The sequence below is a fragment of the Streptomyces caeruleatus genome (genome assembly GCF_001514235.1).
GTDB classification, from domain to species: Bacteria; Actinomycetota; Actinomycetes; order Streptomycetales; family Streptomycetaceae; genus Streptomyces; species Streptomyces caeruleatus.
In genome coordinates, this window is sequence record NZ_KQ948948.1 from 16,175 (window position 1) to 35,940 (window position 19,766).

Consider the following 19,766-nt stretch of genomic DNA (forward strand, 5'->3'; position numbering starts at 1 on the left):
GAACTCCCACACACCATGAACTCGTAACTGAACGGCTCCGTGAATCCTGCGGACAGGGGTGTTGTGATGGGTGTTCTGGTAATTCAGGGCGGTCCTGGAACAGGTAAGAGCCACACCTTGGCGGACATCAGAAGAAAATCCATGGGATCCGGCGCACTGTGTCTGAACGCGAGTGGGTTCCGCGACGAGCGACCCATTCGCTTCGCTATTCTGTCCCAGCTCACGCACACGCCGGGAATTCCGGAGGACTTACAGTCCGCTCTTTTACGACTGATCGACGAGGGGGAGCACCCGGGCCTGTTACCCAGGTTAATGCGGGAAATCGTCTCGGAAATGGCCGCGTGTGCGGCCCGGAAACCCCTCTTACTTCTCATCGACGACGCCCATCAGATGGACACGGCCTCGCAGTCGTGTCTTCTGCATATCACCCGGCGGATCGAACCCCATGCCATCACTGTGGCGCTGGTCTTTCCTCGGACTTCCGACGGCGGCGCCCTCTGTCCGCTGGAATTCGTCGGCCTCGGCGCCCGTCTGATCGAGACGCCCGTGTTGGGTGAGGCTGAGGTGGACCGGCTGCTGAGGGAGCGGACCGACGTCGCCACCGCCCGTCGACTGACCTCCCGCGTACACGCGATCAGCGGAGGAAACCCCGCTCTGGTCACGGCACTCCTCCGCGACCTGGGCCAGGTGGGTCCTGCGCACTGCGGGGACGCCGTCCCGGTGGGTGACGGCTTCCGGACCGCCTATCTCGGCTTGCTGGTCCGTCATCCGCATCTCGCCAGGTGCGTCGAGGGGCTGGCCGTGTTGGGCGAGAACGCCACCCCGCCCCGGGTGGCACGGCTGCTGGAACAGTGCCCGGTGGTGACGGGGAGCCACCTCGAGGAACTCGAAGCGGCGGGCCTGCTGGCGGACAACGGGTTCCGGCACCCGGCCGTTCCTGGCTTCGTGCTGGGAGTTATGGACGGCGACCGTCTGCGAAATCTTCACCGGCGGGCCGCCGAGCTCCTCTTCGCGGACGGCGCGCCGACGACTGTCGTGGCCCGGCACCTGGTCATAACCGGCGGCGTACCGGACGTCTCGCAGGTGAGTGTGCTGCTGCACGCATCGCACCAACTGCTGCTCGACGGCCAGGTGGAGGAGTGCGTCGCCTGCCTGCGCCTTGCCGACCGGGCGGACCTCGACGACCAGTCCCGCGACGAGGTCACCACGGCGCTGATCGACACCTTGTGGTGCACCAGCCCCGCGGCGGCGGAGCCGGAGGTTCGGCGCCTGCTGGCAGCGGCGCGTGAGCGTCAGGTCTGCTGCGCCTCCCTGCGGCTGTCGGTTACCTGGCTCCTCTGGTTCGGCAAGATTGATCTCGCGCGGGAGACACTCGCCGAGGTGGTCGAACTCTGCGGTCCCGGTCACGACCCCAGCGAGGAACTGGTACGGGATTACCGGACGCTGCTCGGATATCTGCGACCGGGGCTGTTGGAAGAGCTCACCCAGTACCGTGCTTCTTCTGGTTCGCGGTCCGGCAAGCACCGGACTCCCCCACGGGGGTTCCCGGCGGCCGGCGCTGCGCGCTGGGCTCAGCCGCACGAAGGGGGCCCGGATCCGGACGGTGCCCCGGGGTGCGAAGGAATCAATGGCCCTCGCCGGTTCTGGACCGCCGACCTCGTGTCCGTACTGAGGCTGGTGTGGGAAGGCGACCTGGGGCTCGCCGACCGTTCCTGCGCCGAACTGCTGGGTCGCCCCCCTCGCGGCCTTCCGGCCCGGCAGGCCTTCCTGGCCGGTGTACACGCCCACATCCGCTGGACTCTCGGGGACGTGGGCACCGCCGCGGCACAGGCGGCATCCGCCCTGCAGCTCCTGCCCGACCACAACTGGGGCATCACCATAGGTCTCCCCCTGTCGACGCTGATCAACACTCACACCGTGCTGGGTGACCTGGACCGTGCGGCCGACTACCTGGAACGCCCGGTCCCCCCAAACATGCAGGGATCGTTCTTCGGAGCGTTGTACGCCATGGCGCGGGGCCGATGGCTCCTGGCTGCGGGTCAGGCGGACGCGGCGCTGGACGCCTTCCTCTCATGCGCTCCGGCATGCGAGCCGTCCCACGCCCGGGGGATCGACCTGCTCGGCTGGCGTGCCAGTGCCGCGGAGGCATATCTGGCGCTGGGTGCGCCGGAGGAGGCGCGGCGCATGACGGAAGCGGAACTCGCCACGCTGTGTCCGCGGCCGTCCGACGACCGCGGCCGAGCCGTGACTGTCCTGGCCGATGCCCCGGAGCAGCGCAGAGCCCATCTGGAGGAGGCCGAGCAAGCTCTCCGGCTCACGGGCAGCCGACTGCCGCTGGCTGCGGTCCTCACGCAACTGAGCCGCCTCGCTCTTGCCGATGGGAACACGAGCGAGGCCCGTGCGCGTCAGAACGAGGCGCTGGACCTGGTCCCTTGGTGCGGTGTGTCACAACAGGTGCTGCTTCCCCCGCCCTTCCCATCAATGGCGCGCACGGACCCTGCGGTGGTCCCACAGACCGTTCAGGCCACGTCGAGACTGTCGGAAGCGGAGTGGCGGGTCGCGTCACTGGCGGCGGAGGGCAAGTCCAACCGGCAGATCGCCAAGCGGCTGTTCATCACGGTGAGCACGGTCGAGCAGCATCTGACGCGGGTCTACCGCAAACTCCGGATCCGCCGCCGCTCAGCCCTCTCCGGCATTCTGCGGCAGTCGCTGATGCTCACCGTTCCTACACCCGGTGACGGGCCGGAGGGCCCGTAAGCCCGCGTCGGGGACAGCTCGGCGCATGGTGCTGGACGAGGTCACATGAAGTTCCTGGCCGGTTGGTCACGCGTGGGCGGTGCTGGTCATGGAATCTGAGGAAACCCCAGGTCAGAGTGGGCAAACTGCGGAGACGACCGGTGCCGCCATCCCTGGCCCGTCTTAGCCAAAGCAGGCGCCTGACCAGGTGTTTTGCCCTCCGACCGGGAGTTCTCGATTCCCGCCTGGATCGGCCCCTATTCAGGTGTTTCTGACTGTTCCTGGCCGCTGTTGGCCACGCGGCCAACCGTCGGCTCGGCCCTGTGGGCTGCCGCGCCAGAAGTGGATCTCTCGCCGGGGGGACCAGTGCGGAGCAAGGAGTATGGCAGGCAGGACGGGGCGTGTGAGGAATTCCGCTTCAACGTGTAGCGGGTGACCTAGCGTCACTTCGCTGATCTGGCAAACACGCAGGTCACATGGGGGTTGGCTCTTCGGGGTCAGGCCCCTTGATGTTTACCGTGCTGGATTCGTGCTGGATGCCGACGGAACGCGCGTGCGCCGGGGGCGCTCGTTCCGTGAGCCGGGGCACTGACCCTGTCGATCGGCCCTCCAGCACACGTTCTTCGCAGGCTTAACGGCCGTTGCGGAAACAAATCACCGCCCGCCCGACGTTGTCGATCTCCGATGCGATAACGGGGGTGGTCGGCTTGAAGCTGTTCCGTACGGACACCACGAATAGCGGCGTCACCGAGGTCACGCCGCGCCTTGCTGAGGTCGAGGCCGAAGTGCAAGGTCTGGTCGAGGCGCACATGGAGACGCTGTTGGGCGTCCGATTCCTGGCGAGCGAGTACGGCACCGGGCCGGTCCACGGGGGCCGGATCGATTCGCTCGGCCTGGACGAGAACGGATCGCCCGTCATCGTCGAGTTTAGGAACGCAGCTAACGAGCTCGTGCACGGTAGGCGGTGAGACGTTGAGCTGCTGATCGTTGATCACGGTCGTGTGGTGGGGAACGTGTCTCGTGCAGCGATCATCAGCGACCGGAGGATCACTGGCCTGTCGGGCGACGTGATCGCTGAAATCGTCACAGAGCTGGGCCCGTTGTGGCACGAACGGCACCAAGCCAAGCTCGCGTCCAAGCCGCGAAAGCGAGCGATCGGCGCTGGCGCGAAGCACCGGTTGGCGTTCGTCGACCGGCTCCTGGCCACGCTCGTGCACCTCCGGCATGCCACCACGCACGACGTTCTCGCTTGCTGGTTCGGTGTCGACCGCTCCACCATCACCCGGGCCATCGCAGAAGTGCGGCCCTTGCTCGCCGAGCGAGGCTGCACCATCAGCCCGGGGGTGCGGCTGCGGACCCTGGCCGAGGTCATCTACCCCCTCGGTGCCGACGGGAAGACCGGGATCGTCGACGGCACCGAGATCCGGGTCCGCCGGCCGGCCGCCGGGCGCAAGGACCGGGAGGCGTTCATCTCCGGCAAGAACAAGCAGAACGCGGTCAAGACCATGGTCGTCACTGACGGGGACGGCCGGGTGCTGTTCTGCAGTCCGACCAGTCCCGGCAGCTGCGCGGACATCACCCACGCCCGCCAGTTGGGGCTCGTTCAGCTTCTGGCCGATGGGCCCGCGGTGGAGATCCTCGCGGATGCCGGCTACCAGGGCCTGGGCGCCCAGACCGGTGGACGCGTGGTGACACCACTGCATCGCGCTGGCCCGCCACCTCGGCCGCCGCGAGCACATGAGTGACATCGTCCAGGCCGTCGCCGCTCTGCTGTCCCACCAGCAAACCGCGGACCTCGCCTCGGCACAGCAGACGTGAGCACCGAGTCCCGCCGAAGCCCTCGACGTCTCACCGCCTACCGTGCACGAGCTCGTTAGAAGAAGCCCAGCTTCTTCGGCGAATACGACACCAGCAGATTCTTCGTCTGCTGATAGTGCTCCAGCATCATCTTGTGCGTCTCACGCCCGATGCCGGACCCCTTGTAACCACCGAACGCCGCGTGGGCCGGGTACGCGTGGTAGCAGTTCGTCCACACCCGGCCCGCCTGGATCGCGCGGCCCGCGCGGTACGCCGTGTTGATGTCCCGTGTCCACACCCCCGCGCCGAGCCCGTACAGCGTGTCGTTGGCGATCTTGACGGCGTCGTCGAAGTCGTCGAAGGGCGTCACTGAGACGACCGGACCGAAGATCTCCTCCTGGAAGATCCGCATGCGGTTGTCGCCTTCGAAGATCGTCGGCTGCACGTAGTAGCCGCCCTTCAGCTCACCCTCGTGCTCGACGCGTTCGCCACCGGTGAGGACCCGGGCGCCCTCCTGCTGCCCGATGTCGAGGTAGGAGAGGATCTTCTCCAGCTGGTCGTTGGAGGCCTGCGCGCCGATCATCGTGTCCGTGTCCAGCGGGTGGCCGGTCCTGATCTGCTCGGTGCGGGCGACGGCCGCCTCCATGAACTCGGCGTACTGGCCGCGCTGCACCAGGGCCCGCGACGGGCACGTGCACACCTCGCCCTGGTTGAGCGCGAACATGGTGAAGCCTTCGAGGGCCTTGTCCCGGAAGTCGTCGTTCGCCGCCCACACGTCGTCGAAGAAGATGTTCGGGGACTTGCCGCCGAGTTCGAGGGTCACCGGAATGATGTTCTCCGAGGCGTACTGCATGATCAACCGGCCGGTCGTCGTCTCGCCGGTGAACGCCACTTTGGCCACCCGGGCGCTGGACGCCAGCGGCTTGCCCGCCTCCACGCCGAAGCCGTTGACGATGTTCACGACGCCCGGTGGCAGCAGGTCCGCGACCAGGCTCAGCCAGTAGTGGATGGAGGCCGGGGTCTGCTCGGCCGGCTTGAGCACCACCGCGTTGCCCGCGGCCAACGCCGGCGCGAGCTTCCACGTCGCCATGAGGATCGGGAAGTTCCACGGGATGATCTGCGCGACCACGCCGAGCGGCTCGTGGAAGTGGTACGCCACCGTGTCGTCGTCGACCTCGCCGAGCGAGCCCTCCTGCGCCCTGATCGCCCCCGCGAAGTAGCGGAAGTGGTCGATGGCGAGCGGCATGTCGGCGGCCAGCGTCTCTCGTACCGGCTTGCCGTTCTCCCAGCTCTCGGCGACGGCCAGCTTCTCCAGGTTCGCCTCCATCCGGTCGGCGATCTTCAGCAGGATGTCGGCGCGCTCGGTCACCGAGGTCCGGCCCCACGCGGGCGCGGCAGCGTGCGCCGCGTCGAGCGCACGCTCCACGTCCTCCGCCGTGCCCCGCGCGATCTCGGTGAACGGCTGCCCGTTCACCGGCGACGGGTTCTCGAAGTACTGCCCCCGGATCGGCGGCACGTACTCACCGCCGATGAAGTGGTCGTAGCGCGCCTGGTAGGAGACGATCGCACCCTCGGTGCCGGGCGCCGCGTAACGGGTCATACTGCTCTGCCTCCCGAAGAAGCGCTGCCCGCCGTTGGGCAGCTCTCGCCGCGAGGCTAGCAACGGCGAGGTTGCAAGTACGTTGCGCGGCCGCGGGGGTGGGTGGTCAGTGGGCCGGAGGGTGCCGCCAGGGGGGCGGCGCTGCCGACAGCTCGCACTCCAGCGCGGCGAGCCGCGACCGCACCGCCGACGTCGGGCGTACGGCGGCCAGTGCTCGCCACACGTCGAGGTCGTCCTCGCCCCACGGGGCGTGCGCCCAGTCGGCCAGCAGGTCGGGATCGCGACGGGCGATCAGCGCCGCACGGAGGCCGTCGGCGAGGCGCCGCCTGAGCCGCACCACCGCCGGCGCCTGGGAGCCGGGCAGCAGCGGTCCGGCGTAGGCCATGGCCGCCCCGGTGATCGCACCGGCCTCCAGGCGCCGTTCGACGACCGCCACGTCCGACTCGACCGGCACCGTGAGCCGGTACGGCCGTGACCCGAACAGCCCGGGGCCGAGGATCCGGCGCAGTCGGGCCAGCTCCGCACGCAGGGTCACGGGCGTCACCGACTCGTCCTCGTACAGCGCGCACAGCAGCTCGTCACCGGTCAGGCCCTCCGGATGGCGGGCGAGCAGCACCAGGATCTCGCTGTGCCGGCGAGTGAGTCTGACCCTGCTGCCGCCGATGAGCAGCTGCGCCTCGTCGCGGCCCAGCGCGCTCAGCTCGGGCGCGTCCGCGGCGGGCGACTGCGGGGCGAGCAGCGCCAGATGGGACTCCGCGGCGCGCGCGACCGCCTGCACGAACCCGAGGCTGTGCGGATGCGCGAGCCCGTCCCCACCGGTGATGTCCACCGCCCCGAGCACCCGCCCGGTGCGTGGATCGTGCACCGGTGCCGCCGCACAGGTCCAGGGCTGCACCCGGCGGATGAAGTGCTCGGCCGCGAACACCTGCACCGGCCGGTCCACGGCGACCGCCGTACCCGGCGCGTTCGTCCCGACGGCGCTCTCCGCCCACCGCGCGCCCGGCACGAAGTTCATCCCTCCCGCCCTTCGCCGGGTCGTCGGATGGCCCTCGACCCACAGCAGCCGGCCGTGCGCGTCGCACACCGCGAGCAGATGCTCGCCGTCGGCGGCGAACGTGCCCAGCAACTCCCGGAACAGCGGCATCACCCGTGCCAGCGGATGCTCCGCGCGATAGGCGCCGAGATCGCTGTCCGCGAGCTCCACGCTCGCCGTCACGTCCGGGCCGACCCCGGCCCGCGCGGAACGCCGCCACGAGTCCGCGACCACGGCACGCACAGGCTTGGGTACGGTGCCCGCCTCGGTGAACGTCTCATGCGCACGGCGCAGTACCCGTACCCGCTCGGCGGCGTCGGCCCCCGGCTCCAGGGCCACCCATGGATCGCTCAACTCGGCCTCCCCGGAAGGCGATGCGGCTGGGGACATCGTCACTCCGGGTGCGCACCCGGACAACCTCTTCGACCCGGCTCACCCGAACGATGGGCACCCCTGGGTGCGGCGGTGCGAACCCTGCGCGCCCTCAGACGCCGTTGACCAGTCGTATGTAGTGCGCCCAGTCCCAGTTCGGTCCGGGGTCGGTGTGGTCCGTGCCCGGCACCTCGTAGTGCCCGATGATGTGCGCGCGATCCTTCGGTATGCCGTGTCTGGTGCAGACGGCCGCCGTGAGCCGGGCGGACGCCTCGTACATGACGTCGGTGAAGTAGCCGGACCGGTCCACCCAGCCCTCGTGCTCGATGCCGATGCTCCGCGTGTTGTGGTCCCAGTCCCCGGCGTGCCAGGCGATGTCCGACTCGCGAACGCACTGGGAGGTGTGTCCGTCGGCCGACCGGACGACGTAGTGGGCGGAGACCTTCTTCTTGGGGTTCTCGAAGAGGAACAGGGTCTTGGTGTAGGTGGTCTGTGTCATGTGGATGATCACTCGATCGACGGGATGGGTCATGGGGCGGTTCGCCGCCGTGTAGTTCGCGGCGCTGGCCGGCCGCCACTCGGCGAGGGGGTAGTCAGGTCCGGGGACATGCGCACCGGCCTGCCATTCGGGGAGCAGGACGTAGGGGACGGCGGCGAGGGCGGTGCCCTGGAGGAGCTGACGTCGGCTGGGGCGTGGTCTCTTGCGGTTCACGAAGGGTGCTGCCTTTCCGAGTTGAGGTCGGCTGGAGGGCCGGGCCCGTCGAATTGGACCTCGTGCCCCCGTCGCCGTGCCACGACGGCTGCTCCTCGCGTGAATCACGGTACGTCGCCCGCGGGTTGGGCAGAAGGGCGAGCCTGGGTTCCGTGGACAGGCGCGGGATTGTGGACAACTCGCTCACCCTCGTGGGTGAACTCGGTCTGGAACAGGGGTTTTTATCGCCCGCAACCGGACACGCCCCATGCCCGGCACCGGATGCGTCTCACCACCCGGAACCGGACTTACCCCACGCCCGGAACCGGACTCACCCCCCCCACGCGGCGGAACCGGACTCACCCCCCGCCCGGATTCAGCCCCGTTCCGCGACCGCCACCGGATCGTCCAGCACGCCGCGCACCACCGAGTGGGCGGCCCCCAGCAGCGGCCCCTCGGGACCCAGGCCCGACACGGACACCGGGCAGGCCGGCCCGGCGGTGCGCCGGTCCAGCTCGGCCTCCAGCGAGGGCAGCAGCCACGGGGCGAGCCCGGCCAGCGCACCGCCCAGCACCACACTCTCCGGGTCCAGCAGATTGACCGCACCCGTCAGCGCGATACCGAGCGCCGTTCCCGCGTCGCGCAGGGCACGCCGTACGTCCGCGTCGCCCTCGGCGGCACGCCCCGCGAGCAGTCCGACGCGGTCCTCGCCCGGCTCCAGCCCGGCCGCGCGCAGCACCGCCTCCTCACCGGCGTACTGCTCCAGGCATCCGCGCCCCCCGCACGGGCAGTCCGGTCCGTCCGGCTGGACCGGAACGTGCCCCAACTCGCCCGCGAAACCGTGCGTTCCGCGCAGCAGACCGCCGTCCACCACGACCGCCGCACCGATGCCGATCTCCGCCGACACATGCAGGAAGTCACGCGGCGTGCCGTCGCCGAGCCAGAGTTCGGCGAGGGCGCCGAAGTTGGCCTCGTTGCCTACGGTCAGCGGGAAGTCGACGGAGAGCAGATCGCCGAGGTCCCGGTCGCGCCAGTCGAGGTTCGGGGCGCGTACCACCGTGCGGGCGTCGCGCGCCACCAGACCGGGCACGGCCACCGCCAGTCCGGCAGGCCACAGCCCCTCGCTCTCGGCCTCGGCGACGACCCGGCGTACCAGCTCACCGAGCTCCTCGATCACCGGCTCGGGGTCGCGGCCCCGGTTCCCGCCGTGCCGCACCGCTCTGGACCGCACCTCACCGCGCAGGTCGACCGCGCAGACCGCGAGATGGTCGACACCGACCTCCGCCCCGATCCCCGCCGGGCCGCGCCCGCTGACGGCCAGCGCCGATCCGGGACGGCCCACCCGGCCGGGCCGCTCGGGGCCGAGCTCCTCCAGGAGCCCCGAGCGGATCAGCTCGTCGACGAGGGTGGACACGGCCGCGCGGGTCAGCCCGATGCGGGAGGCGACGGCGGCGCGCGAGAGAGGCCCCTCGGCATTGACGGTGTGCATCACCTTGGCGAGGTTGCGGCGGCGCATTCCCTGCTGGGTGTTGGGCAGCGCGCGTCCCACTCCGGTCGGGTGGGCCTCGTGCGGCGGTGCGGTCATGCCTCCGTCAGTCCTCAATGCGTCTCGGAGCTCCGCTCCAGCAGCGGGGCCGCGTCGGAGAGTACCCCGCTGATCCTGGCCAGCGTCTCCTCGTCGCGCTCCACAGCGTCGAGTACGGGCCCCCGGGTGGTGTTCCAGCGCCGGGCCACCGCCGCCGGATCCTCGCCGGTCAGCAGACCGGCCGCCTGGGCCGCGGCCCCCAGGGCGACCAGTTCCTTTGCCTCGGGGACCTGCACCGGACGCCCCGACAGCCGCCGTACGGTCTGCTGCCAGGCCGTGCCACGGGCGCCGCCGCCGATCAGCAGCAGTGGCGCCGAACGGTCCGCGTCCTCGTCCAGGACCAGGTCCAGGGCGCCGAGCAGCGCGTGGACGGCACCGTCGTAGGCGGCCTGGAGAAGCTGGCCGGCGGTCGTGTCGTGGCGCAGGCCGTGCAGGAGGCCGGAGGCGTTCGGCAGGTTCGGGGTGCGTTCGCCGTCCAGGTAGGGCAGCAGCGTGAGGCCGGTGGTGGGTTCCACGGCCTCGCGGTCGAGGCCCAGCAGGGACGCGAGGCGGTCGACGGCAAGCGTGCAGTTAAGGGTGCACGCCAGCGGCAGCCAGTCGCCGTGCGCGTCCGCGAAGCCCGCCACGGTGCCGGTCGGGTCGGCGGGACGGCGCTTCGACACCGCGTACACCGTGCCCGACGTGCCGAGGCTCAGCACCGGCATACCGGGACGCAGGCCGAGCCCCAGCGCCGCGGCGGCGTTGTCGCCGGTGCCGGGGGCGACCAGGGTGCCCTTGGAGAACGGCAGGTCATGGCTGTCGCGCACCGTGCCCGCCACCTCGCCGGACCGCACCACGCGGGGCAGCATCGCCGGGTCGAGCCCCACGCGCGCGAGGATCTCCTCGTCGTACGACTCCGTCCCCGACGCCCACCAACCCGTGCCGGAGGCGTCGCCGCGGTCGGTGGTGCCCTGCCCCGTGAGGCGTTCGGTCAGATAGTCGTGGGGGAGGCGTACGGCCCTGGTGGCCCGGACGGACTCCGGCTCGTTCTCGGCCAGCCAGGCCCACTTCGTCACGGTGAAGGAGGCGGCCGGGACGGAGCCGGTGCGCTCGGCCCAGAACTTCGCGCCGCCCAGCTCCTCGGTCAGCCGGCGGGCCTGCGGCGCCGAGCGCACGTCGTTCCACAGCAGAGCCGGACGGACCGGTTCGCCCCGGCCGTCCAGGGTGACCAGGCCGTGCTGCTGGCCGCCGATCGACACCGCTGCGGCCTCGCGCGCCGCGTCGCCGCACTGGCGCAGCGCTTCGCACAGGGCGTCCCACCACTGGCGCGGGTCGCTCTCGCGGCCGGCCCCGGAGGACACCGTGTGCGGTGCCTGGCCGCTCGCGACGACCCGGCCCGTCGCCGCGTCGACGACCAGCGCCTTGGTGGACTGGGTGGACGTGTCCACGCCGACTACGAGCGGACCCTCGGCTGCTGACATCGGGCTCTCCCTTTTCCGCGGCTCTACGGGCTCTGACCTGCTGTTTCGAGGGTGCCCGGAGTGTCACGACCCGGCCCTCACCCCTTCGGGGACATCTTGTCCCTTCCCAGGGGCGCGTGGGCATACTAATTTGTAAAGCGCCATGACGAAATAGTCGTAGCGAGTCGTGCAAGCAGTCGTCAGCAAGCAAGGAGCCGCGGCATGAGCTACCAGCCCACCCCCGAGGACAGGTTCACCTTCGGCCTGTGGACCGTCGGCTGGCAGGGGCGGGACCCCTTCGGCGACGCCACCCGCCGTGCCCTCGACCCGGTCGAGACGGTGCAGCGCCTGGCCGAGCTCGGCGCCCACGGCGTCACCTTCCACGACGACGACCTGATCCCCTTCGGGTCCTCCGACACCGAGCGCGAGGCGCACATCAAGCGCTTCCGCGAGGCGCTCGACGCCACCGGCATGAAGGTGCCGATGGCCACGACCAACCTCTTCACCCACCCCGTCTTCAAGGACGGCGCGTTCACGGCCAACGACCGCGACGTGCGCCGTTACGCCCTGCGCAAGACGATCCGCAACATCGACCTGGCGGCCGAGCTGGGCGCGCAGACGTACGTCGCCTGGGGCGGCCGTGAGGGCGCCGAGTCCGGCGCCGCCAAGGACGTACGCGTCGCTCTGGACCGCATGAAGGAGGCCTTCGACCTCCTCGGCGAGTACGTCACCGAGCAGGGCTACGACCTGAGGTTCGCGATCGAGCCCAAGCCCAACGAGCCGCGCGGCGACATCCTGCTGCCCACCGTCGGCCACGCCCTGGCGTTCATCGAGCGCCTGGAGCGCCCTGAGCTGTACGGCGTCAATCCCGAGGTCGGCCACGAGCAGATGGCCGGGCTCAACTTCCCGCACGGCATCGCACAGGCCCTGTGGGCGGGCAAGCTCTTCCACATCGACCTCAACGGCCAGTCCGGCATCAAGTACGACCAGGACCTGCGCTTCGGCGCCGGCGACCTGCGCTCGGCCTTCTGGCTGGTCGACCTTCTGGAGAGTGCCGGTTACGCCGGTCCGAAGCACTTCGACTTCAAGCCGCCGCGGACCGAGGACCTCGACGGCGTGTGGGCGTCGGCCGCCGGCTGCATGCGCAACTACCTCATCCTCAAGGAGCGTTCTGCCGCCTTCCGGGCCGACCCGGAGGTCCAGGAGGCCCTGCGTGCCTCACGCCTGGACGAGTTGGCGCAGCCCACGGCGGCGGACGGTCTCAAGGCGCTGCTCGCCGACCGCACGGCCTTCGAGGAGTTCGACGTCGAGGCGGCCGCCGCGCGCGGGATGGCCTTCGAGCGGCTCGACCAGCTGGCCATGGACCACCTGCTGGGCGCCCGCGGCTGAGACCACGCGTGCGTACCCGAGCGCGTGTGACCGCCCGACGCCCAGGGCGCCGGGGATCCGGTCACACGCGTGCGGGTGGTTGACCGTTTTTCGTGCGTAATGTTCCGGAACCATGCGATCCATGGCATGGGCCGGTATCAACTCCCGCGCGGGGGTCGCGTGCCGGCCGCCACGGGGCGACCCTTGACGGTATGGCCATGCCGCCCGTACCGCCTCAGCCGCCGGGACCGCCGGGTGACACGCCGCCTCCGGGCGGTGGCTTCGGACCGCCTACCGGCGGCTACGGGCCCCCTCCAGGGGACAGCGGCCCGCCCACGTACGGTGGCTGGCCTCCGCAGGAGCCCTCTGGCGGAGGCGGTGGACCGAGGCGGCGGCCCAGCCCTCTGGTCATCCTGCTCGTCGTGATCGTCGCCGTCGGAGCCGTCGTGGCCGTGGTCCTGATGGCCTCGGGCAGCGACGACTCACCCGGCGAGAAATCGCCCGCCGAGAGCACGAGCAGCTCGCCCAAGCCGTCTTTCAGCATCCCGACCGAGCTTCCCAGCAAGCTGCCGAGCGAACTGCCGACATCGCTCCCGTCAGGGTTTCCCACGGAACTTCCGAGTGGCTTTCCCAGCGACCTGGAATCGCTTCTCCCGTCGTTCGCCGACGAGCTGCCGTAGCGGCGGCCCGGGAAGAGCACGGTCGAGGGCACGCGCGCGTGCCGCCCCTTCGGCGGCCACGCACGCGTGCCGCGAGTTCGATGCCGCGATCAGATCCCGTGAGGCAACCGCACGTAGACCACGGACGTCTCCACCCCGCTGTCCACCAGCCTGCCCTGGCCGTCGAACGCGCCCTCGCCGTCCGTCATCCCGAAGTCGTTGTCGTTGACGAGAGCAAGGGTGTCGTGGTCCACGCGCGCGATGCCCTCGATCTTGCCGGGCACACCGGCGACCGTGCCCAGGTCAACGACCAGCTTCTTGGCGAGCACCGGCACACCCGAGGCCGCCGGGTCGTCGAGCTGTTCCAGCGAGGGAGACGTCGTGTCGTCGTCCCAGGGGCCGCCGAGGATGTCGGCGGAACGGTCCAGTCGTACCAGGTGCAGCCGAGCGGCCTTGTCGGTGCGCTCCTCGACCAGCAGCCGGTTCCCGCCCACCGCGACGACTGACGAGATCTTCAGCTCCGAGGTGTCGTCCTCGCTCGGGTCCACCACGTTCACCGGGTCGAAGCGGTACGCGTACTCGGCGGTGACCGACTTCTTGGCTGGTGAGAAACGCAGCAGCCGCGCGGTGCGCGACGCCTCCCCGGCATCCGTGTCCGGCAGCGACAGCGGGCTCTGGACGGCCAGCACCAGGTCGCCGCCCGGAAGTTGGGCCAGCCCCTCGAAGCCTCGGTTGATCTTCCGGTGGAGCAGGACGGAGGGCAGGGCCTCCACGACCGGGTAGCCGGTGCCGGTGAGCCCCAGGCCCTCGGGCACATAGCGCGTGAGGACCCTCCCGCGCGCGGAGACGTGCACCAAGGATGGTCCGTATTCGTCGACGAGCCAGAAACTCCCGTCCGCGGCCCGCACGATGCCTTCGGTGTCCAGCCCGTTCGGGTCGTACGACAGAGGAGTACGCGCGTCGTAGGAGTACGGCGCCTCGTCGCGACCCTTCTGGTTCGACAGCCCGGTGACGGGCTTCCCAGCGGCGGTCGTGACCGGGATCGCGTCCAGCACGCGCACGCTGCCTGCGGACACCCGGACCTTCACGATCGCGGGGTCGAAGCCCGGCACGGGAAACGTACGCCGCTTCGTGCCGTCGATCTTGATCTGGCCGTTGGGGCCGCGGTCCGTGACCGTCCAGAACTCGCCCTTACGGCCAGCCGGAAAGATGTCGCTCCCGATGCCGCCGAGATCCACACCACGGTCGTCGGCCACGGTGCCGGGCAGCAACGCGTTGCTGAAGGCGCCGAGCGGGATGTCGCCGAGCGTCGCCGTGCGCACGACGTGTGCGTCGCCGTCGCCGTCGCCGTCCCGGCCCCCGGCGCCGACGGCGGGCCCGGCGGCCGCGAGCGCCGCGATCACGGCGAGGGGCACGCCCCCGGCGACGAAACGGTGGGCACGGCGCCGGCCGGTGCGGTGCGGGGACATCGGGCATCCAGGGGACCAAGTTCACGGACAGCGGCCAGATTTGGAGCCCCCGCGGAACGCCGTACGACAGCTGGGTGAACGCGGGACGACGGGCGCTCGGCGAGCCGACGTCACCGCCGCGCGGGCCTCACCCCTGCTCCTCCGCGGTCGCCACGTCCACCGAGGCCAGTGCGGTTGCCGGATCCTGCGCGGGACCTCCTCCGGGCACCCAGCGGCCCCGTTCCTCGCGGTAAGGCCACCACTGGCCGTCCCGGCCCAGGCGGAGTTGCCTCTGCGCGCCGACCACCGTCCACCGGTTGCCCTTCGCCCGCAGCGACGGCCGTTCGTCGTCCCACGCGGCTTCCAGGGCGGCACGCGCACGTGCGAGCGTCTCGCCCTCCACGGTCCACTCCTCGTCCAGCACGGACAGCGCGGCGACACCGCCCAGATGCCACGCGCGTACGGCGATCTCCAGCTCCTCCCGGCCGCGTCCCGAACCCTCGGCCAGTCGCTCCGCCACATCCGTGACGGGGGAGCCGGCGGCGAGACGTACCGCGTCCTGACTGAGTGTCAACTCCGTCTCGGTGGCGTGCTGTTCCGAGCCGCTGGTGCGCAGGATCTCCGCGAGCGCGCGGTGTGCCTCCGCGGCGGTCCGGGCGGCCAGGAACTCCAGGGCGGCCGGGTCGACGCCGGGCGCGGGAGGCGTCTCGGTGTCCAGCGACGGAGGCCGTCCCGGCTCGGCCGGCAGCTCGGGCAGAGTGGGCAGCGGCGGCAGGATCTCGCAGGTCGCGTACGCCTCCTCGGCGTCCACTCCCTCCGGTTCGGGCGACGCCGACCGTTCGGACGGTGTTTCGGCGGGTGCCGCGCTGCGGGCCTGGAGGTCGTCCAGGAGGCCGCGTTCGCCCCGTCCGCGCATCAGCAGCAGCACGAAGGGGTCCTGGTCCAGGAGACGTGCCATCTGGTAGCAGAGGGCCGCCGTGTGCCCGCAGTGGTCCCAGGCGCCGCAGCCGCACTCCGGTTCCAGATCGCCCATGCCCGGCAGCAGTTCGATGCCCGTGGCTGCCGCGTCCTCCACCAGGTGCGGCGGCATCTCGCGGTCCAGCAGCGCGGCGACATGCCCGGCTCGTTCGACGGCCATGTCCAGGAAGCGGTCCCACTGTTCGTCGGTGAGCTCCTCCAGCAGCACGTCGGCCCGGTGCGCCGTACGGTCGCGGCCCTGCACGACAGCCGTGATACGCCCCGGACGCACGGACACCGCACCGACCGCTCCCGCGCGCGCGAGCCCGCGGCCCGCCTTGAGCTGCCGGGAGTCCAGCGCCGTCTCCTCCAGCGCCTTCAGCCAGGCCTGGCCCCACCAGGTTTGCGCGAACCCGCGTCCGTGCGCGGGCGGGAGCGCCGCGAAAGTGCGCTCCATGTCAGCGTCGTGTCCAGTCATCGGGCGCCCCCTCGCAGTTCCACCAGATCGGCCAGCTCCGCGTCCGTCAGCTCGGTGAGTGCCGCCTCGCCGGCGCCGAGCACAGCGTCGGCCAGCTCGCGCTTGCGGCTCAGCATGTCGGCGATACGGTCCTCGATGGTTCCCTCGGCGATCAGCCGGTGCACCTGCACGGGCCGGGTCTGGCCGATGCGGTACGCGCGGTCGGTGGCCTGCGCCTCGACGGCGGGGTTCCACCAGCGGTCGTAGTGCACGACGTGTTCCGCGCGGGTCAGGTTCAGACCGGTGCCCGCGGCCTTCAACGACAGCAGGAAGACGGGCACTTCACCGTCCTGGAAGCGCCGCACCAGCGTTTCGCGCTCGGCCACCGGTGTTCCGCCGTGCAGGAACTGCGAGGGTACGCCACGAGCCGCCAGGTGCCGCTCGATGAGGCGTCCCATCCGCACGTACTGCGTGAAGACCAGGACGCTCGCCCCCTCGGAGAGGATCGTGTCGAGCAACTCGTCCAGCAGCTCCAGCTTCCCGGAGCGCTCGGCGATCCTCGGCCGCTCCTCCTTGAGGAACTGCGCCGGGTGGTTGCAGATCTGCTTCAGACCCGTCAGGAGCTTCACGATCAGACCGCGCCGCGCCATGCTGTCGGCTCCGGCGATCTCCGCGAGCGTCTCGCGGACCACCGCCTCGTACAGACCCGCCTGTTCGGTGGTGAGGGACACGGCACGATCGGTCTCCGTCTTCGGCGGGAGCTCGGGTGCGATCCCTGGGTCCGACTTGCGCCGGCGCAGCAGGAACGGGCGTACCAGTCGTGTGAGGCGTTCGGCGGCGGCCGGGTCCTGCCCGCCCTCGACCGCCTGGGCATAGCGCGTGCGGAAGGTGCCGAGGCGGCCCAGCAGGCCGGGCGTCGTCCAGTCGAGGATCGCCCACAGTTCCGACAGGTTGTTCTCGACGGGGGTGCCGGTGAGCGCCACGCGTGCGCGTGTGTCGATGGAACGCAGCTCGCGCGCGGTCGCCGAGTACGGGTTCTTCACGTGCTGGGCCTCGTCCGCCACGACCATGCCCCACGGCACCTCGGCGAGGCGGCGGGCGTCCAGGCGCATCGTGCCGTACGTGGTCAGTACGAACTCCCCGTCCGTCACCGAACCCAGATCGCGCCGAGAGCCGTGGAAGCGGCGCACGCGCGTGCCGGGAGCGAACTTCTCGATCTCGCGCTGCCAGTTGCCCATCAGGGACGTCGGACACACGACCAGCGTCGGTCCGGTCGACGCGGGGTCGGACTGCCGGTGAAGATGCAGCGCGATCAGCGTGATCGTCTTGCCGAGGCCCATGTCGTCGGCCAGGCAGCAGCCCAGGCCCAGGGACGTCATCCGGGCCAGCCAGTTCAAGCCGCGCCGCTGGTAGTCCCGCAGCGTGGCGTCGAGGGCGGCCGGCTGGCCCACCGGCTCCTGTCCCTCGGGGTCCGCGAGCCGCTCGCGCAGCGCCGCCAGCCAGCCCGTGGCCTGGACCTCGACCTGGCGGCCGTCGACCTCCGTGGAGCCGGTCAGCGCGGCGCCGAGCGCGTCGATGGGCGTCACCTTGCGGTCCTGCTGCGCCCGGGCGCGAAGTACCTCGTGAGGGTCGACGAGGACCCACTGGTCGCGCAGCCGCACCACGGGGCGGTTCGCCTCGGCGAGCCGGTCCAGCTCCTCGCGCGTGAGCCGCTGGTCGCCCATCGCGAACCACCAGTTGAAGGCGAGCAGCGCGTCGGCCGACAGGAGCGACGGCGTGTCGGAGAAGACCCGGCCGGGAGCGGCCTCGTCGTCCGGCGGACCGATCACCGCGCGAGCGGTCAGTTTGTGAGCCAACTCCTTGGGCCAGTGCACGTCGATCCCGGCTCCGGCGAGCGTCCGAGCGCCCTTTCGAAGAAGGTCGGCCACCTCGTCGTCGGCCAGTTCCACCGCGTCCGGGACGGCCGCGGCGAGGAGCGGTGTGAGCGGCGCCCACGCGCGGGCCGCGCGGCGCAGTGCCAGAAGGGCGTCCATCCGCGCGCGTGGGCCGAAGGCTCCGGAGTCCGCCCATACGTCGGCGGCGTCCGCGACCAGCGTCGGATCGCTGACGCTGTGCACTTGCAGCACCGCCCGGAAGGACGGGGCCACGTCGTCGGAGGCCGCCGTGCCGAGGCCGGGTGCGTCGAGCCGCAGGGACAGCCGTACGCCCTCGTCGTGGCCGGCGGCGACATCCGCGGCCCACGCCCGCTGGTCGGGCACGTGCTGAGGCTCCTGCACGGCGTAGGCGGGCCCGCCGGTCACGAGCGCCGCCGCGGGCGAGCGGGGAAGCACATCGGCGACCGCGTCCAGGAAGGCCCGCAGCAGCCGCTCCGGGTCCGGCAGCCGTAGCGGCCGCACGCTGCTCAACGGCAGTGCGTGCGCCTCGGGCGGCATCGCGGCGGCAAGCGCGCGGACCTGCTCGATGTCCTCGGGTCGCAGAGGGCCGGTGCGCCAGGCATCGTGGTCGTTCGCCGAGAGGCCGGGCAGCAGCAGCCCACGGGCCACCAACTGAAGGGCCAGCACGGCGGCCGCGCCCCAGAAGACGCCCGCGCGGTGCGCCTGAGCGGACGTACGCGCACGCATGAGGACCGGCAGGGCTGCACGCACCGGAACCACGACAGCCGGCACGGTCACCAGCTCCACACAGTCGTCGCCGGGCAGCGCGACAGCGAGCTCCTCGACGGATCCGCACGCGACGAGCGGCACGGCGCCCCCGTCCGCACGCCAGAAGGCGACGCGGCCGGTGCGAGCCGGGTCGCCGGGCACGAAGACGGCACAGCAGTAAACCAGTTCGGAGATCTCGGACAGTGTTGCGTCGGGAAGCCTCGGCACGACTCTGCGACACTCCTCAAATTTGACTACCCGCATGGAGTCGCCGAGGGTACAGCATTCGAGCATTCCCCGGACGAGCCGACTGTGTGACCTGAGTCACCGTCCAGTCGACTGGGTATCTCCCTCCTGCGGAACCCGGCACGTTGATCGCACATCGGTCGGCGCCGGAGCTCCGTAACCAGTAGGGGCCGCACCTCAGGGTCGTCTCAGGGTCGCGGTTCGGAACCGTTGGAAGCGCGGACCCGTTTTCAGGTCAGAGAGCGGCAGTGGCCGCGAAGGAGGCGACGCACATGTCGAAGAACGCGAAGATCGCCGTGGGAGGTGTGGCGGCCGGTCTCATCCTGCTGATCTGGTTGCCCTGGTGGGCCGCGCTCCTGATAGTCCTGGGAGTCCCGGCCGCCGCGTACCTCACGCTCGACCCGTCACAGCGGCGCAGGCTGCGCCGTGTCACGCGCAAGGAGCTCGGTCGCTGACCCTCACCTGGCCGCCCGCGCTGCCGGGACGGACAGCGGGCAGGAGTTGAGGACGTCGCCGCTCGCGGGCCTGCCGACGGTGTGGTCCGCGGGCGGTCGGGTGCCCCGCTCCACCCAGGAGACCAGCGCGTCTAAGGCTGACCGGTAGCACGGCAGATCGGGCGGAGCCGGTCCGAATAGGTGTCGTACAGGCCGTCGACATGAGTGCCGCCCGTGATCGTGTAGTAGCGGTGCAGCCGGCCGCGACCGCCGGCGTCGTGAAGGCTGCCTCATGGTGCGGT

General features: G+C 70.9%; 13 protein-coding genes and 2 pseudogenes. 6 read left to right on the top strand and 9 right to left on the bottom strand.

Annotated elements, in window-relative coordinates; all coding sequences use genetic code 11:
• The first annotated feature begins 39 nt into the window (after window positions 1-39).
• The 3 genes and pseudogenes from AQJ67_RS42170 (at window position 40) to AQJ67_RS42180 (ending at window position 4,481) form a co-directional block, all read left to right on the top strand.
• Entirely contained in the window at window positions 40-2,757 is a 2,718-nt protein-coding gene (locus AQJ67_RS42170) for a helix-turn-helix transcriptional regulator (RefSeq protein ID WP_341846199.1), read from the top strand.
• A gap of 677 nt (window positions 2,758-3,434) precedes the next feature.
• Window positions 3,435-3,680, top strand: a pseudogene (locus AQJ67_RS42175) (DUF5655 domain-containing protein); the annotation flags it as partial.
• A 60-nt stretch (window positions 3,681-3,740) separates the two neighbouring features.
• Entirely contained in the window at window positions 3,741-4,481 is a 741-nt protein-coding gene (locus AQJ67_RS42180; protein ID WP_244190786.1) for a transposase, read from the top strand.
• 128 nt (window positions 4,482-4,609) lie between these two features.
• Here the strand turns inward: AQJ67_RS42180 and adh are convergent, their stop codons facing one another.
• The 5 genes from adh to xylB all read right to left on the bottom strand — a co-directional run bounded on the left by adh (window position 4,610) and on the right by xylB (window position 11,274).
• Window positions 4,610-6,133 (bottom strand): aldehyde dehydrogenase, encoded by a 1,524-nt coding sequence (adh, locus tag AQJ67_RS42185; RefSeq protein ID WP_062725101.1) that lies wholly within the window; start codon window positions 6,131-6,133, stop codon window positions 4,610-4,612.
• Window positions 6,134-6,239: 106 nt separating this feature from the next.
• Entirely contained in the window at window positions 6,240-7,556 is a 1,317-nt protein-coding gene (locus tag AQJ67_RS42190; protein WP_062725103.1) for a GAF domain-containing protein, read from the bottom strand.
• Between the two features lie 94 nt (window positions 7,557-7,650).
• Entirely contained in the window at window positions 7,651-8,250 is a 600-nt protein-coding gene (locus AQJ67_RS42195) for an N-acetylmuramoyl-L-alanine amidase (protein ID WP_062725105.1), read from the bottom strand.
• A 355-nt stretch (window positions 8,251-8,605) separates the two neighbouring features.
• The gene (locus AQJ67_RS42200) at window positions 8,606-9,814 is read right to left on the bottom strand and encodes an ROK family transcriptional regulator (RefSeq protein WP_062725107.1); all 1,209 of its coding nucleotides are present in this window, start codon (window positions 9,812-9,814) and stop codon (window positions 8,606-8,608) included.
• Between the two features lie 14 nt (window positions 9,815-9,828).
• Window positions 9,829-11,274, bottom strand: a complete 1,446-nt coding sequence (gene xylB, locus AQJ67_RS42205; protein WP_062725109.1) for a xylulokinase — start codon at window positions 11,272-11,274, stop codon at window positions 9,829-9,831.
• Between the two features lie 201 nt (window positions 11,275-11,475).
• Here xylB and xylA point away from each other — a divergent pair, with 201 nt between their 5' ends.
• Window positions 11,476-12,642, top strand: coding sequence for a xylose isomerase (gene xylA / locus AQJ67_RS42210; protein ID WP_062725111.1), 1,167 nt, complete (start codon window positions 11,476-11,478; stop codon window positions 12,640-12,642).
• Between the two features lie 401 nt (window positions 12,643-13,043).
• Window positions 13,044-13,301, top strand: coding sequence for a hypothetical protein (locus tag AQJ67_RS42215; protein ID WP_062725114.1), 258 nt, complete (start codon window positions 13,044-13,046; stop codon window positions 13,299-13,301).
• Between the two features lie 89 nt (window positions 13,302-13,390).
• Here AQJ67_RS42215 and AQJ67_RS42220 read toward each other — a convergent pair whose 3' ends face one another.
• The 3 genes from AQJ67_RS42220 to AQJ67_RS42230 form a co-directional block, all read right to left on the bottom strand.
• Window positions 13,391-14,749 carry an esterase-like activity of phytase family protein gene (locus AQJ67_RS42220; protein WP_062725116.1) on the bottom strand — a complete coding sequence of 453 codons (1,359 nt, stop codon included), beginning with the start codon at window positions 14,747-14,749 and terminating at the stop codon, window positions 13,391-13,393.
• Window positions 14,750-14,876: 127 nt separating this feature from the next.
• On the bottom strand, window positions 14,877-16,163 hold the full coding sequence (locus tag AQJ67_RS42225; RefSeq protein WP_062725118.1) for an SWIM zinc finger family protein: 1,287 nt from the start codon (window positions 16,161-16,163) through the stop codon (window positions 14,877-14,879).
• A complete protein-coding gene (locus tag AQJ67_RS42230; RefSeq protein ID WP_062725120.1) occupies window positions 16,160-19,012 on the bottom strand; it encodes a DEAD/DEAH box helicase in 2,853 nt (950 codons plus the stop codon). The genes AQJ67_RS42225 and AQJ67_RS42230 overlap by 4 nt, the downstream gene beginning before the upstream one ends.
• A gap of 290 nt (window positions 19,013-19,302) precedes the next feature.
• Here AQJ67_RS42230 and AQJ67_RS42235 point away from each other — a divergent pair, with 290 nt between their 5' ends.
• Window positions 19,303-19,485: a hypothetical protein gene (locus AQJ67_RS42235; RefSeq protein ID WP_062725222.1), complete on the top strand. Its 183-nt coding sequence runs from the start codon at window positions 19,303-19,305 to the stop codon at window positions 19,483-19,485.
• A 3-nt stretch (window positions 19,486-19,488) separates the two neighbouring features.
• Here AQJ67_RS42235 and AQJ67_RS49985 read toward each other — a convergent pair.
• Window positions 19,489-19,742 (bottom strand): annotated as a pseudogene (locus AQJ67_RS49985) (tannase/feruloyl esterase family alpha/beta hydrolase); the annotation flags it as partial.
• Between the last annotated feature and the right edge of the window lie 24 nt (window positions 19,743-19,766).

Bases quoted from the DNA above. Each gene is read 5' to 3' on its own strand.
- adh (WP_062725101.1), bottom strand. From the start codon at position 6,133: ATGACCCGTTACGCGGCGCCCGGCACCGAGGGTGCGATCGTCTCCTAC.
- AQJ67_RS42190 (WP_062725103.1), bottom strand. From the start codon at position 7,556: ATGTCCCCAGCCGCATCGCCTTCCGGGGAGGCCGAGTTGAGCGATCCA.
- AQJ67_RS42200 (WP_062725107.1), bottom strand. From the start codon at position 9,814: ATGACCGCACCGCCGCACGAGGCCCACCCGACCGGAGTGGGACGCGCG.
- xylB (WP_062725109.1), bottom strand. From the start codon at position 11,274: ATGTCAGCAGCCGAGGGTCCGCTCGTAGTCGGCGTGGACACGTCCACC.
- xylA (WP_062725111.1), top strand. From the start codon at position 11,476: ATGAGCTACCAGCCCACCCCCGAGGACAGGTTCACCTTCGGCCTGTGG.
- AQJ67_RS42220 (WP_062725116.1), bottom strand. From the start codon at position 14,749: ATGTCCCCGCACCGCACCGGCCGGCGCCGTGCCCACCGTTTCGTCGCC.
- AQJ67_RS42225 (WP_062725118.1), bottom strand. From the start codon at position 16,163: ATGACTGGACACGACGCTGACATGGAGCGCACTTTCGCGGCGCTCCCG.
- AQJ67_RS42235 (WP_062725222.1), top strand. From the start codon at position 19,303: ATGTCGAAGAACGCGAAGATCGCCGTGGGAGGTGTGGCGGCCGGTCTC.